This window comes from Vibrio sp. (genome assembly GCF_047973365.1).
Classification (GTDB): Bacteria; Pseudomonadota; Gammaproteobacteria; order Enterobacterales; family Vibrionaceae; genus Vibrio.
In genome coordinates, this window is record NZ_JBKEBW010000085.1 from 1 (window position 1) to 13,966 (window position 13,966).

Genomic DNA, 13,966 nt, shown 5'->3' on the forward strand with positions numbered 1-13,966 from the left:
CATCTATCTGGATGCTTTCGATCAGGAAATGATGAAAAGGGTTCACCGAATAGTACGCTATGCCTTTGAGATACTGATCTTCTGTCGTAGTAAAGCAGGCTCAGAATATGAGCTTGTCCAAGCGACCAAGATTCTGGAGAAAGATCTGAAACTGACGGTGAACGAAACAAAATCTCACATAGCTCATAGCGATGATGGAGTGAAATTCCTTGGTGTAGAGATCGGGAGTGAATATACCCGTATACAGCCCAAGAAATTAGTAGAGTTCAAAAAGAAGTTGAAGCAGATGACGAAACGCAATGGTGGAAAACCCATAAGTGAAGTTATCTAGAACTTAAATCCTGTATTAAGAGGGTTCAGTCAATACTTCAGGATCGCCAATAGTAGCAGGGAATACTCAAAGATAGCAGGATGGCTGTGAAGACGTCTTCGCAGTATCCAACTGAAATTATGGAAGAAACCGGAGCGGTTGCACAGAAGGCTAAAACAGCTTGGATATAAGCCGCCGTTTAGATTTATCCGAATGAGTAGTTGGAGAAATGCGCAAAGTCCTCTAGCCAGTTATGAGATGCCAAACCAATGGTTCAACGAACTGGGGTTGGTAAATCTTGAGCAAGTAGGAACAGGGTATGTGTTTAGCAATTATGCTGAATGGAAGTATGCATGAGCCGTATACGAGGTCCGTACGTACGGTTCTGTGAGAGGGATGAGGCGGTAACGCCTCACCCTACTCGATTTACATTTGAGATAGTGATAACTAAATGGTTTGCTCTTGCGCTGGCCACGTTTCTGGCAATATGAACCAGAATACGCCTGATTTAGATTGGCAGTGCACAAAACCTTCTTGCGGTTCTGAGTAGCGTTGAGAGGCTTCGTTTCTTCCTGTTAGCCACTGAGCTTTATCCAACAGATAGAGTGGCTCTTTAATCAAGTGTGCTTGTGATTGATAACACCAACGGCCTTGTACTTGTTTGTCGTTGATAGAGAAGCCTAAACATTCATCAGGAACGGGTTCGGGAGTAAATGGGTTGATGTACAACCTGCCTTGCATCAGAAGGTGCTGCGAAGCGTTCGACCATAGAGGATGCTTTAATGAAAACTGTTCGCTGCTGGAAAGGGGTAACTGGTGGTTGAGCATATGAGACAGTTTCAGGTCGAGTCTGTCTTCGGCATTCGGGCCATACCAAAGGCCTTGATGAAGCAAATAGAATTTTACTGCGACTTCCCAGTGCTCAAATTGTTCGGTTTTGCGGTTTTTTAGAATGAAATCAACAGAACCTAATGTTTTACCTTCATGAACAAGCTGAATTTCTTCCGCAATAGCGCTGTAAGTCGGGGTGGATTTGAAAAGCTCAGAGCACAGGTGTTGATATAAAAATCCAAGTCTCTGGTTGCCTTGATATGCTGTCCATTTTCTTTGTGCAGGCTTGGAAAACGGTGCCTTGCTTGCAATAGGTGGTGAAGCTTTAAATATCGACGGGGTGTTTGTTACCCAATCAATTAACGGTTTTAAGTCCATATAGTTACCCGAGCATATTTCGACAATTTATTCTGAACCTTGTATCTTGAGGTTAGTTGGGTATATATAACCTCGTCATACCCATTAAGCAATGGAATTTGAGATGAATAATTTACAGTTTGAAGCGTTATTGAACGCGACTCTCTCTCCGCAATTAATTAAAGATTATTGCCCCAATGGTCTTCAAGTTGAAGGTCGCAAAGAAATCAAAAAAATTGTCACAGGTGTGACGGCATCCAAAGCTCTCATTGAAGAAGCAATAAAGATGAATGCGGATGCGATTTTGGTCCATCATGGTTATTTCTGGAAAGGTGAAAGTGAAGCGATTCGTGGCATGAAAGGCGAACGCATTCGTTCGTTAATAAAAAATGATATCAACTTATTTGCCTATCACTTACCACTTGATATTCATCCTGAGCTTGGCAATAACGCGCAACTCGCACAGTTGTTAGATATAGAGGTTCAAGGTGGTTTAGAAGGGCATCCACAATCAGTGGCGATGTTTGGTACATTGCAACAGGAAACCACTGGTGCTGAATTAGCTCAACGTATCGCGACGGTATTAAATCGCGAGCCACTGCATATTGCACCAGAGTTTGCAGATAAGACAATTAGGCTGGTTGGGTGGTGTACTGGCGGCGGTCAAGATTACATTGAATTGGCAGCGTCACAAGGAATGGACGCCTTTATTTCTGGCGAGATTTCAGAACGTACCACTTATTCAGCAAGAGAACTCAACATTCACTATTTTGCCGCAGGTCATCATGCAACTGAACGTTATGGCATCAAAGCGTTAGGTGAGTGGCTGGCAGAGCAGCATGGCTTTGATGTCACTTTTATTGATATTGATAATCCAGTCTAGTCGGTAAACGAAATAAAAAGAGCGAGAAAATATCTCGCTCTTTTTTAGTTCATCGCCGTCATTCCTGAATTTCGGGACGAAATGTCAGGAATCTAATCACAACGGGCGCTGCAAGTCGATTCCAATGATTAGCATATTGTTATTCGCGCTCGTGTAGTGGCTCGAATTCACGCATTTTTAGACCTGTATAGAGCTGACGAGGTCGGCCGATACGGTTTTGTGGGTCGCTGTGCATCTCGTTCCAGTGCGCAATCCAGCCGATGGTACGAGACATGGCGAAGATTACTGTGAACATAGATACTGGAATACCAATTGCTTTGAGAATAATACCTGAGTAGAAATCTACGTTCGGGTACAGTTTCTTTTCAATGAAGTACTCATCTGACAGGGCAATGCGCTCAAGCTCCATCGCCACATCCAGTAGTGGATCTTTGATGTTAAGCTCTTTCAGCACGTCGTGACATGCTTCTCGCATAACCGTAGCGCGAGGGTCATAGTTTTTGTAAACACGGTGACCGAAGCCCATTAAGCGGAACGGGTCATCTTTATCCTTAGCACGCTCAACGTATTCAGGAATCTTGTCTACAGAACCGATCTCTTCCAGCATGCGTAGACATGCTTCGTTTGCACCGCCGTGCGCAGGTCCCCATAGCGATGCGATACCAGCAGCAATACATGCAAACGGGTTAGCACCAGAAGAACCCGCGAGACGCACTGTTGAAGTTGATGCGTTTTGCTCGTGGTCAGCGTGAAGGGTAAAGATTTTATCCATCGCGCGAGCAACCACAGGGTTAACGTCATACTCTTCACATGGTGTTGCAAACATCATGTGCAGGAAGTTTTCTGCATAACCAAGATCATTACGTGGGTAAATGAATGGTTGACCTACCGAGTACTTGTAACACATTGCTGCCAAAGTCGGCATTTTAGACAGTAGACGGTATGCCGCGATTTCACGGTGCTGGTCATTATTAATGTCTAAAGAGTCGTGATAGAAGGCTGCAAGAGCACCAACAACGCCACACATAACTGCCATCGGGTGAGCATCGCGACGGAAGCCGTGGAAGAAGCTCGCAATTTGCTCATGAACCATAGTGTGACGAGTAACAATATGTTTGAACTCTTCATATTTTTCACGAGTAGGGGCTTCACCGTAAAGAAGGATGTAACACACTTCTAAATAGTCGGCGTTATTGGCTAATTGATCGATTGGGTAACCGCGGTGTAGAAGAACACCTTTGTCACCGTCGATGTAAGTGATTTGAGATTCACAGGATGCAGTGGCAAGAAAACCCGGGTCAAAGGTAAAATAACCATTTGCTCCAAGTTTACGAACATCGATTACTTGTGGGCCGATACTCCCGTCCATAATCGGCAGTTCAATTGGTGCTTTACCTTCAATGTGGAGGGTCGCTTTCTTATCTGCCATAACAATCTCCTTTGTTTATTATTTAATCCGTCCAGGATGTTTTGTGTGCCTTTTTTTACGTCTGATCCACATCAAAGTCAATTTTCTTAATCTGATGTGTGCACTTTCTTTGATTTTTTATACATATAAAGTTAAAAATCTGTTCTATGTAGCAAAAATTGTTACATCAATTGTATTAGAATGTTGCCAGCCGTATATTGGCGCAGTTATTTTTGGTGGAAACCTTATAAATTCAAGGCTAGAAACAAATAGAACGAGATGTTTTTATTCTTGGTGGTAACATTTGTTTTACAATTTATCTGTCGAATGCAACGGTAATCTGTTAATTAAATGTTAAGTTTTGTAGCTTTTGCAACCAAAATACATTCATAACTATAAATGCTCAATGGAGCTGAGTGAGCAAGCCCGTGAAAGAAAGAAAGTCAAGACCTGTTAATTTAGATTTGCAGACCATTAGCTTTCCGATTAGCGCAATCGCATCAATCCTTCACCGTGTGTCTGGGGTTATTACGTTTGTCGCAGTCGGCATTCTGCTTTGGTTATTATCCTTATCATTATCTTCGCCACAAGGCTTCATGGAAGCGAGTCAACTTGTCGGTGGTTTTTTTGCCAAATTTATTCTTTGGGGCATTTTAACCGCTTTGGCCTACCACATTGCTGGTGGTATTCGTCATCTATTGATGGATTTAGGTCATTTTGAAGAACTCGAATCTGGAGCAATGAGTGCGAAAGTTGCCTTTGGCGCAACAGCCGTTCTATCTGTATTGGCGGGGATTTTGGTATGGTAAAAAATGTTTCTTCATTCGGTCGTAATGGAGTTCATGATTTCTTACTCATTCGCGCAACCGCGATCATCATGACTCTTTATACGATCTATCTAGTGAGCTTCTGTGTGTTCACTGATATCTCGTACATCTCATGGACTGGATTCTTTGGGGGTACGTTTACAAAAGTCTTCACAATGTTGGCGTTAGTTTGTGTACTTATTCATGGCTGGATTGGCCTGTGGCAAGTACTCACTGATTACGTGAAGTGTTCAAAACTTCGTGGCGGTCTTCAATTAGTTGTCGTTGCCATTTTATTTGGATACTTCTTCTCTGGCCTGTTTGTTTTGTGGGGTGCGTAAGTGACTATTCCTGTTCGTGAGTTTGATGCCGTAGTAATCGGCGCTGGTGGTGCGGGCATGCGTGCGGCACTGCAAATTTCTGAGCAAGGCCTATCGTGTGCTTTGCTATCTAAAGTATTTCCAACTCGTTCACACACTGTCTCTGCTCAAGGTGGTATTACCGTTGCGTTAGGTAACTCTCACAAGGATGACTGGCAGTGGCATATGTACGATACCGTTAAAGGTTCTGATTACATCGGTGACCAAAACGCTATCGAATACATGTGTAAAAATGGCCCTGATTCAGTGATTGAATTGGAGCGTATGGGGTTACCATTTTCTCGTTTTGAAGATGGCTCAATCTACCAGCGTCCATTCGGTGGTCAATCGAAAGAGTTTGGTGGTGAGCAAGCAGCTCGTACCGCAGCGGCGGCAGACCGTACTGGGCATGCGTTGCTGCATACGCTTTACCAACAAAATATTAAGCATAAAACTACCATTTTCTCTGAATGGTATGCACTGGATCTGGTGAAAAACCAAGATGGTGCCATCTTAGGTTGTACAGCTTTATGCATGGAAACCGGCGAGATTTGTTACTTCAAATCTAAAGCGACCATCTTGGCAACCGGTGGTGCGGGCCGTATCTACGCTTCGACAACTAACGCTCACATCAATACGGGTGACGGTGTTGGTATGGCACTGCGTGCGGGTGTACCAATGCAAGACATGGAGATGTGGCAGTTCCACCCAACCGGTATTGCGGGTGCGGGTGTACTGGTTACTGAAGGTTGTCGTGGTGAAGGTGGTTACCTTCTAAATAAAGACGGCGAACGTTTCATGGAACGTTATGCTCCAAACGCAAAAGACCTTGCAGGTCGTGACGTTGTTGCACGTTCAATGATGATTGAAATTCGTGAAGGCCGTGGCTGTGATGGTCCATGGGGTCCACACATTAAATTGAAACTGGATCACCTAGGTAAAGACGTGCTTGAGTCTCGTCTACCAGGTATCTGTGAGCTGTCTCGTACCTTCGCACACGTTGACCCAGTAAAAGAACCCATTCCAGTTATTCCAACCTGTCACTACATGATGGGTGGCGTTCCGACTCAAGTTTCTGGTCAAGCGATCAAACAAGATGCTTCTGGTAAAGACAGCGAAGTACAAGGTTTGTTTGCTTGTGGTGAAATTGCCTCTGTGTCGGTTCACGGTGCAAACCGTCTGGGTGGTAACTCACTGCTTGACTTAGTGGTATTCGGTCGCGCGACCGGTCTTCACTTAGGTGAAACTCTTGCAGCGCAAGCAGAAGCGCGTCCAGCAACACAATCGGATATCGAAGCCTCTCTGGCGCGTACTATGCGTTGGGAAAACAGTAAAGGCGGCGAAGACCCATTCCAAATCCGTAAAGATTTACAACGTTGTATGCAAAACAGCTTCTCGGTATTCCGTGAAGGCGATGCAATGGCACAAGGTCTGGAAGAGCTGAAAGTGATTCGCGAACGTCTGAAAGATGCGCATCTATCGGATAAGTCTTCTGAGTTCAACACTCAACGTATCGAGTGTCTAGAGCTGGATAACTTGATGGAAACAGCGTTCTCTACAGCGGTTGCAGCGAACTATCGTACCGAAAGCCGTGGCGCACATGCTCGCTTCGATTTCCCAGATCGTGATGATGCTAACTGGCTATGCCACTCTATCTACAACCCAGAGACGGAACAGATGAGCAAGCGTGATGTCAACATGACGCCTGTACATCGTGAAGCGTTCCCTCCAAAAATCCGTACATACTAAGGGAGGACTGACTAATGAAATTGAACTTCTCTTTGTATCGTTACAATCCGGATGTAGACAACAAGCCGTATATGAAAGACTATGTGCTTGAAGTCGAAGATGGCTCGGATATGATGGTTCTCGATGCACTAATTTTGCTGAAAGAACAAGATCCTACAATCGCTTTCCGTCGTTCATGTCGTGAAGGGGTTTGTGGTTCCGATGGTTTAAACATGAATGGTAAAAACGGTCTGGCTTGTATCACGCCTTTGTCTGCTCTCAAAGGCAGCAAAATTGTGATTCGTCCACTACCTGGTTTGCCAGTTGTTCGTGACTTGATCGTTGATATGACCCAGTTCTATGACAACTACGCAAAAGTAAAACCGTTCCTGATTTCTGAAGGTGATTTACCACCTTCACGTGAAAACTTACAGTCTCCCGAAGAGCGCGCGCATTTAGATGGTTTGTACGAATGTATCATGTGTGCATGTTGTACAACCTCATGTCCTTCGTTCTGGTGGAACCCTGATAAGTTTATTGGTCCTGCAGGTCTTTTAGCCGCTTATCGCTGGTTAATTGATAGCCGCGATACCGCGACAGACGAACGCTTATCTAATCTTGATGATGCATATAGCGTTTTTCGTTGCCATGGCATCATGAACTGTGTAAGTGTTTGCCCTAAAGGGTTAAATCCGACGAAAGCAATCGGTCATATTAAATCTATGCTGATTAATCGTTCTGTTTAAATAGTCACAAGATTGCAGGCCTTAGGGCCTGCCTTTGTAGCTCGGCATAGACCGCAGCAAACGTGAAACTACTGGTTAAGGGAATATAATGCACAACGGCGTGATGAAGGCATGGCTCGAGTCTTCACACTTGGCTGGCGCCAATGCAACTTATGTAGAAGATATCTACGAACTGTATCTAAGTGATCCCGATCTGGTAAGTGAGGAGTGGAAACGTGTTTTTGAAGGGTTGCCTGCTCAACCTGAAAATGTGGTTGAACAGCCGCATTCACGTGTCCGTGATTACTTCCGACGACTCGCTCAAGAGACAAAGCATTACAATGTCCAAGTTAGTGACCCCGAAGTCGATGCAAAACAAGTAAAAGTATTACAGCTTATCAATGCTTACCGTTTCCGCGGGCATGAAGCTGCTAAGCTAGACCCTCTAAATTTGTGGAAGCGCCCACCTGTGGCGGAATTGGATCCTGCATTCCACAACCTTACTGAAGATGATATGGAAGAAACCTTTAACGTTGGTTCTTTTGCTGTTGGCACAGAAACTATGAAGTTAAAGGATATCTACCAATCTCTGGAACAAACGTATTGTGGTTCTATCGGTGCTGAATATATGCACATGACGGACACAGAGCAAAAACGTTGGATCCAACAGCGTATTGAGTCTGTTGTAGGCCAGCCATCTTTCACTCTTGAAGAGAAGAGCGTATTCCTTGATGAATTAACCGCAGCGGAAGGCCTTGAGCGCTACTTAGGCGCAAAATTCCCAGGCGCGAAACGATTCTCACTGGAAGGTGGTGATGCATTAATCCCAATGACAAAAGAGCTGATCCGTCATGCTGGTAAGAACGGCATGCGTGAAGTGGTTATTGGTATGGCGCACCGTGGTCGCTTAAACATGCTTGTTAACGTTTTGGGTAAAAAACCGCAAGACTTGTTTGATGAGTTTGCCGGTAAACACGACGAAACATGGGGTACAGGTGACGTTAAATATCACCAAGGTTTCTCAGCGGATTTTGCAACTCCTGGTGGCGACGTTCACTTAGCACTGGCGTTTAACCCTTCTCACCTTGAGATTGTAAACCCAGTAGTTATGGGTTCAGTACGTGCGCGTCAAGATCGTCTCGGTGACGAAGACGGCAGCAAAGTTCTTCCTATTACAATTCATGGTGACTCAGCGGTTGCCGGTCAAGGCGTGGTTGCTGAAACATTCAACATGTCACTGGCTCGTGGTTACTGTGTTGGCGGTACGGTTCGTATCGTCGTGAACAACCAAGTGGGTTTCACGACTTCAAACCCTCGCGACACACGTTCAACTATGTACTGTACTGACATCGCGAAAATGGTTCAGGCGCCAATCTTCCACGTTAACTCTGACGACCCAGAAGCGGTTGCGTTCGTAACACGCATTGCTCTGGACTACCGTAACGAGTTCAAACGTGACGTCGTGATTGACCTTGTTTGTTATCGCCGTCATGGTCACAACGAAGCTGATGAGCCAAATGCCACTCAGCCTTTGATGTATCAGAAGATCAAAAAACACCCAACACCTCGTAAGCTTTACGCAGACGTACTGATCGACCGTAAAGAGAGTGATATTGAAACCGCCACTCAGTTGGTGAATGAATATCGTGATGCTCTGGATCGTGGTGAAGTGGTTGTTAAAGAGTGGCGCCCAATGGCTATGCACTCTGTAGACTGGTCTCCTTATATAGGCCATGACTGGAATATCGATTGGGATAGCCAAATCGATCTAGAACGTTTGAAAGAGCTTGCAAACCGCACCTGTGCACACCCAGAAAGTCATAAACTTCAAAGCCGTGTTGAAAAGATCTACAACGACCGCAAGTCGATGATCTCTGGTGAAAAAATGCTTGACTGGGGGATGGCAGAAACGTTGGCTTACGCAACTTTGGTTGATAACGGTAAGAGAATTCGTATCTCTGGTCAGGACTCCGGTCGTGGTACTTTCTTCCATCGTCATTCGGTTTTACACAACCAAACGGATGCAAGTACGTATATTCCGCTAGCGAACATTCATGACAACCAAGGTCCATTTGAAGTTTTGGATTCAGTGTTGTCTGAAGAAGCGGTATTGGCATTTGAGTATGGTTATGCGACTGCGGAACCGGGCGGTTTAACCATTTGGGAAGCTCAGTTTGGTGACTTCGCCAACGGCGCTCAGGTGGTTATCGACCAGTTCATCTCTTCTGGCGAACAAAAGTGGGCGCGTCTATGTGGTTTGACCATGTTGTTGCCTCACGGCTACGAAGGTCAAGGTCCAGAGCACTCATCTGCGCGTTTGGAGCGTTATCTGCAACTATGTGCTGAACAAAACATGCAAGTTATCGTACCGTCTACACCAGCACAGGTTTACCACATGCTGCGTCGTCAGGTTGTACGTAAGATGCGTCGTCCGCTCATTGTTATGTCACCAAAATCATTGCTTCGTCACCCATTGTGTGTGTCAAGCATGGAAGATCTTGCGCAAGGTACATTCTTGCCAGCCATCGGTGAAGTTGACGATTTGAATCCTGCTAACGTTAAACGCGTTGTATTCTGTTCAGGTAAAGTTTACTACGACTTACTGGAGCAGCGTCGTAGCAATGAGCAAGATGATGTAGCTATCGTCCGTATTGAACAACTGTACCCATTCCCGATGGAAGAAGTACAAGCAGCTATCGAACAATACACAAATGCCGTTGATTACGTTTGGTGTCAGGAAGAGCCACAAAACCAAGGTGCTTGGTACTGTAGTCAACACAATTTCCGTGCGGCAATCCCAACGGGTGCCGATTTGAAATATGCGGGCCGTCCTGCTTCTGCATCTCCAGCAGTAGGCTATATGTCGGTACACTTGAAGCAGCAGAAGGCGTTGGTTGATGACGCTCTGAACATAGCTTAAGAACTAGAAGTAAAAGGAAGACACAGATATGACAATTGAAATTCTGGTTCCAGACTTACCTGAATCAGTAGCGGACGCAACTGTCGCAACATGGCACAAGAAACCGGGCGAGATGGTTGCTCGTGACGAAGTGATTGTTGAAATCGAAACGGATAAAGTTGTTTTAGAAGTACCAGCTCCGGAAGAAGGTGTACTAGAAGCGATTCTGGAAGAAGAAGGTGCAACCGTTCTTTCTAAACAACTACTTGCACGCCTAACTCCTGGAGTTGTTGCAGGTGAGCCAACTAAAGACTCTGCGGACTCAAGCGAAGCTTCTCCAGACAAACGTCACAAAGCGACCTTGACTGAAGAAACCAACGATGCGCTAAGCCCGGCAGTTCGTCGTCTGCTTGCAGAACACAACCTGGAAGCGAGTGATGTGAAAGGTTCTGGTGTTGGTGGTCGTATTACTCGTGAAGATATCGAAGCGCACCTGGCATCGAACAAAGCAGCACCAGCTCCTGTTGCTGAAGCAGCAGCGCCAGCGCCAGCACCTGTTGCCGCTCGTAGCGAAAAACGCGTACCTATGACTCGCCTTCGTAAGCGTATTGCCGAGCGTCTGCTTGAAGCGAAGAACAGCACGGCAATGTTAACGACCTTCAACGAAGTGAACATGAAACCTATTATGGATCTTCGTGCTCAATATCAAGACCAGTTCGAGAAGCGTCACGGTATCCGTTTAGGCTTTATGTCTTTCTATGTGAAAGCCGTAACTGAAGCACTGAAACGTTACCCTGAAGTGAATGCTTCATTGGATGGCAACGATATTGTTTACCACAACTTCTTTGATATCAGCATCGCTGTTTCAACGCCACGTGGTTTGGTGACGCCAGTGCTTAAAGATGCGGATACTCTTGGCTTTGCTCAAGTGGAAAAAGGCATCAAAGAACTTGCACTTAAAGGTCGTGACGGTAAGTTGACGGTAGACGAATTAGTCGGTGGCAACTTCACTATCACTAACGGTGGTGTATTTGGTTCACTGATGTCTACGCCAATTATTAACCCACCACAAGCCGCAATCTTAGGTATGCACAAAATCCAAGATCGCGCGATGGTCGTGGACGGCAAGATCGAAATCTTACCTATGATGTATTTAGCACTCTCTTACGATCACCGTTTAATCGATGGTCGTGAGTCAGTAGGCTTCCTGGTAACCGTTAAGGAACTACTAGAAGATCCTGCACGTCTGCTATTAGACATTTAATATCGCTAAAACGTCTAGTTACCCTTGGGTAGCTAGACGCCTATAGCGCTCGAGGCTAGACTGCTCAACCATGACTGGCCTTCATATAAGTTTCAACGACTTATTTGTAAAGCCCTACGAACGCAAACGCAGCCAAGACTGTAGCGTTATGGAAATAATAATTCCTTCAAAGGAAGAACAAACGGAATATCAAAATGAATTTGCATGAATACCAAGCAAAACAGCTGTTTGCAGAATTTGGATTGCCTGTACCCGAAGGTTACGCATGTGATACGCCACAAGAAGCTTTCGAAGCTGCTGGCCGTATCAGTACAGCCAAAAAAGTCGTTAAGTGTCAGGTTCACGCAGGCGGCCGCGGTAAAGCGGGCGGTGTAGAACTTCACGATACGAAAGAAGGTGTTAAAGAGTTCGCTCAAAAGTGGCTAGGTAAAAACCTAGTAACTTACCAAACAGATGCAAACGGTCAGCCTGTTGCTAAGATTCTGGTTGAAGAAGCGTCAAACATCGCCAATGAACTGTACCTAGGTGCAGTGGTTGACCGTGCTACACGTAAAATTGTGTTCATGGCGTCAACAGAAGGTGGTGTAGAGATTGAAAAAGTTGCTGAAGAGACTCCAGAGTTGATTCACAAAGCAGCCATTGATCCACTCGTAGGCCCACAAGCTTACCAAGGTCGTGAACTCGCGTTCAAACTAGGCCTTGCTGGTGACCAAATCAAACAATTCGTTAAGATCTTTATGGGTCTTGGCCAAATGTTCTCTCAGTACGACCTAGCTCTACTAGAAATCAACCCGCTTGTGATTACTGGCGAAGGCAACCTATTGTGCCTAGACGGTAAAATCAACATCGATTCAAACGCTATGTACCGTCAGCCTAAACTGCGTGAAATGCACGATCCTTCACAAGAAGACGAGCGTGAAGCACACGCTGCTCAGTGGGAACTGAACTACGTAGCTCTAGACGGTAACGTTGGCTGTATGGTTAACGGTGCTGGTCTGGCAATGGGTACCATGGACATTGTTAACCTACATGGTGGCAAGCCTGCAAACTTCCTAGATGTCGGTGGTGGTGCAACGAAAGAGCGTGTCGCTGAAGCATTCAAGATCATCCTATCTGATGACAATGTAAAAGCCGTTCTGGTAAACATCTTTGGTGGTATCGTACGCTGCGACATGATTGCAGAAGGTATTATCGGAGCCGTGAAAGAAGTTGGCGTAAATGTTCCGGTTGTTGTTCGTCTAGAAGGTACGAATGCGGAGCTAGGTCGTGAAGTTCTTGCAAGTTCTGGTCTTGATATCATTGCAGCTGAGTCGCTAACTGACGCAGCTCAAAAAGTTGTTGCTGCTGCGGAGGGCAAATAATGTCTGTACTTATTAACAAAGATACTAAAGTGATCTGCCAAGGTTTTACTGGCGGTCAAGGTACTTTCCACTCTGAGCAAGCGCTCGCTTATGGCACACAAATGGTTGGTGGTGTATCTCCGGGTAAAGGTGGTCAAACTCACCTGGGTCTACCGGTATTCAACACTGTACGTGAAGCAGTAGAAGCAACGGGTGCTACAGCCACCGTAATTTATGTACCAGCACCCTTCTGTAAAGATGCAATTCTAGAAGCTATCGATGCTGGCATTCAGCTTATCGTAACTATTACTGAAGGCATCCCAACCATCGATATGATCGATGTGAAAGTGAAGCTGGAAGAAACTGGCGTACGTATGATCGGTCCTAACTGTCCGGGTGTTATCACTCCTGATGAATGTAAGATCGGTATCATGCCTGGTCATATTCATAAGAAAGGTAAAGTAGGTATCGTATCTCGTTCTGGTACTCTGACTTATGAAGCAGTTAAGCAGACTACTGACGAAGGTTTCGGCCAGTCTACGTGTGTTGGTATCGGTGGTGACCCAATTCCGGGTTCAAACTTTATCGATATTCTGAAACTGTTCCAGGAAGACCCAGAAACTGAAGCAATCGTAATGATTGGTGAAATCGGTGGTACAGCGGAAGAAGACGCAGCAGCGTTCATCAAAGCAAACGTAACTAAACCCGTCGTTTCTTACATTGCAGGTGTTACTGCTCCTCCAGGTAAACGTATGGGCCACGCGGGCGCAATCATCTCTGGTGGTAAAGGTACAGCGGAAGAGAAATTTGCTGCACTTGAATCTGCTGGCGTGAAAACCGTGAAGAGCCTAGCGGACATCGGTAAAGCTCTGCGTGAAGTTACTGGTTGGTAATTTCATCCTAGATAAAGAAAACCCAAGCTTAAGCTTGGGTTTTTATTTGGTGGATTGTAGATAAAAGGCTGTCATACCAGTCTGGAAAACTTTGTGATCAGTGAATGGGTATCGATAAGCAAACCCTCTGAGCCACGGATGGCTCAGCGGAGCTCCATGGAAG

At 45.5% G+C, this 13,966-nt stretch carries 11 protein-coding genes and 1 pseudogene; 10 read left to right on the top strand and 2 right to left on the bottom strand.

Annotated features, from left to right (window positions below; genetic code table 11):
- A pseudogene (locus tag ACK5MF_RS11200) lies at window positions 1-667 on the top strand (group II intron maturase-specific domain-containing protein); the annotation flags it as partial.
- 90 nt (window positions 668-757) lie between these two features.
- Here the strand turns inward: ACK5MF_RS11200 and ACK5MF_RS11205 are convergent.
- Window positions 758-1,519 (bottom strand): DUF1853 family protein, encoded by a 762-nt coding sequence (locus tag ACK5MF_RS11205; protein ID WP_416922223.1) that lies wholly within the window; start codon window positions 1,517-1,519, stop codon window positions 758-760.
- Between the two features lie 103 nt (window positions 1,520-1,622).
- On the opposite strand from ACK5MF_RS11205, the gene ACK5MF_RS11210 reads away from it, so the two are divergent.
- Entirely contained in the window at window positions 1,623-2,381 is a 759-nt protein-coding gene (locus ACK5MF_RS11210; protein ID WP_416922225.1) for a Nif3-like dinuclear metal center hexameric protein, read from the top strand.
- 139 nt (window positions 2,382-2,520) lie between these two features.
- Here the strand turns inward: ACK5MF_RS11210 and ACK5MF_RS11215 are convergent, their stop codons facing one another.
- Window positions 2,521-3,810, bottom strand: coding sequence for a citrate synthase (locus ACK5MF_RS11215; RefSeq protein ID WP_416922227.1), 1,290 nt, complete (start codon window positions 3,808-3,810; stop codon window positions 2,521-2,523).
- Window positions 3,811-4,205: 395 nt separating this feature from the next.
- On the opposite strand from ACK5MF_RS11215, the gene sdhC reads away from it, so the two are divergent.
- From sdhC to sucD, 8 genes are all read left to right on the top strand, one after another.
- Window positions 4,206-4,598: a succinate dehydrogenase cytochrome b556 subunit gene (gene sdhC, locus ACK5MF_RS11220; protein ID WP_416922229.1), complete on the top strand. Its 393-nt coding sequence runs from the start codon at window positions 4,206-4,208 to the stop codon at window positions 4,596-4,598.
- The gene (gene sdhD / locus ACK5MF_RS11225; protein ID WP_416922231.1) at window positions 4,592-4,936 is read left to right on the top strand and encodes a succinate dehydrogenase, hydrophobic membrane anchor protein; all 345 of its coding nucleotides are present in this window, start codon (window positions 4,592-4,594) and stop codon (window positions 4,934-4,936) included. The genes sdhC and sdhD overlap by 7 nt, the downstream gene beginning before the upstream one ends.
- Window positions 4,937-6,703 (top strand): succinate dehydrogenase flavoprotein subunit, encoded by a 1,767-nt coding sequence (sdhA, locus tag ACK5MF_RS11230; protein ID WP_416922233.1) that lies wholly within the window; start codon window positions 4,937-4,939, stop codon window positions 6,701-6,703.
- Between the two features lie 14 nt (window positions 6,704-6,717).
- On the top strand, window positions 6,718-7,428 hold the full coding sequence (locus ACK5MF_RS11235; protein ID WP_416922235.1) for a succinate dehydrogenase iron-sulfur subunit: 711 nt from the start codon (window positions 6,718-6,720) through the stop codon (window positions 7,426-7,428).
- Window positions 7,429-7,516: 88 nt separating this feature from the next.
- On the top strand, window positions 7,517-10,327 hold the full coding sequence (gene sucA / locus ACK5MF_RS11240) for a 2-oxoglutarate dehydrogenase E1 component (RefSeq protein WP_416922237.1): 2,811 nt from the start codon (window positions 7,517-7,519) through the stop codon (window positions 10,325-10,327).
- Between the two features lie 28 nt (window positions 10,328-10,355).
- Window positions 10,356-11,570 (top strand): 2-oxoglutarate dehydrogenase complex dihydrolipoyllysine-residue succinyltransferase, encoded by a 1,215-nt coding sequence (gene odhB, locus ACK5MF_RS11245; protein ID WP_416922239.1) that lies wholly within the window; start codon window positions 10,356-10,358, stop codon window positions 11,568-11,570.
- A gap of 194 nt (window positions 11,571-11,764) precedes the next feature.
- Window positions 11,765-12,931 carry an ADP-forming succinate--CoA ligase subunit beta gene (gene sucC, locus ACK5MF_RS11250; protein WP_416922241.1) on the top strand — a complete coding sequence of 389 codons (1,167 nt, stop codon included), beginning with the start codon at window positions 11,765-11,767 and terminating at the stop codon, window positions 12,929-12,931.
- The gene (sucD, locus tag ACK5MF_RS11255) at window positions 12,931-13,803 is read left to right on the top strand and encodes a succinate--CoA ligase subunit alpha (protein ID WP_416922243.1); all 873 of its coding nucleotides are present in this window, start codon (window positions 12,931-12,933) and stop codon (window positions 13,801-13,803) included. The genes sucC and sucD overlap by 1 nt, the downstream gene beginning before the upstream one ends.
- The last annotated feature ends 163 nt before the right edge of the window (window positions 13,804-13,966 follow it).

Excerpts from the sequence above, each read along its gene's own strand:
- ACK5MF_RS11205 (WP_416922223.1), bottom strand. The coding sequence starts at position 1,519 with ATGGACTTAAAACCGTTAATTGATTGGGTAACAAACACCCCGTCGATA.
- ACK5MF_RS11210 (WP_416922225.1), top strand. The coding sequence starts at position 1,623 with ATGAATAATTTACAGTTTGAAGCGTTATTGAACGCGACTCTCTCTCCG.
- ACK5MF_RS11215 (WP_416922227.1), bottom strand. The coding sequence starts at position 3,810 with ATGGCAGATAAGAAAGCGACCCTCCACATTGAAGGTAAAGCACCAATT.
- sdhD (WP_416922231.1), top strand. The coding sequence starts at position 4,592 with ATGGTAAAAAATGTTTCTTCATTCGGTCGTAATGGAGTTCATGATTTC.
- ACK5MF_RS11235 (WP_416922235.1), top strand. The coding sequence starts at position 6,718 with ATGAAATTGAACTTCTCTTTGTATCGTTACAATCCGGATGTAGACAAC.
- sucA (WP_416922237.1), top strand. The coding sequence starts at position 7,517 with ATGCACAACGGCGTGATGAAGGCATGGCTCGAGTCTTCACACTTGGCT.
- odhB (WP_416922239.1), top strand. The coding sequence starts at position 10,356 with ATGACAATTGAAATTCTGGTTCCAGACTTACCTGAATCAGTAGCGGAC.
- sucC (WP_416922241.1), top strand. The coding sequence starts at position 11,765 with ATGAATTTGCATGAATACCAAGCAAAACAGCTGTTTGCAGAATTTGGA.
- sucD (WP_416922243.1), top strand. The coding sequence starts at position 12,931 with ATGTCTGTACTTATTAACAAAGATACTAAAGTGATCTGCCAAGGTTTT.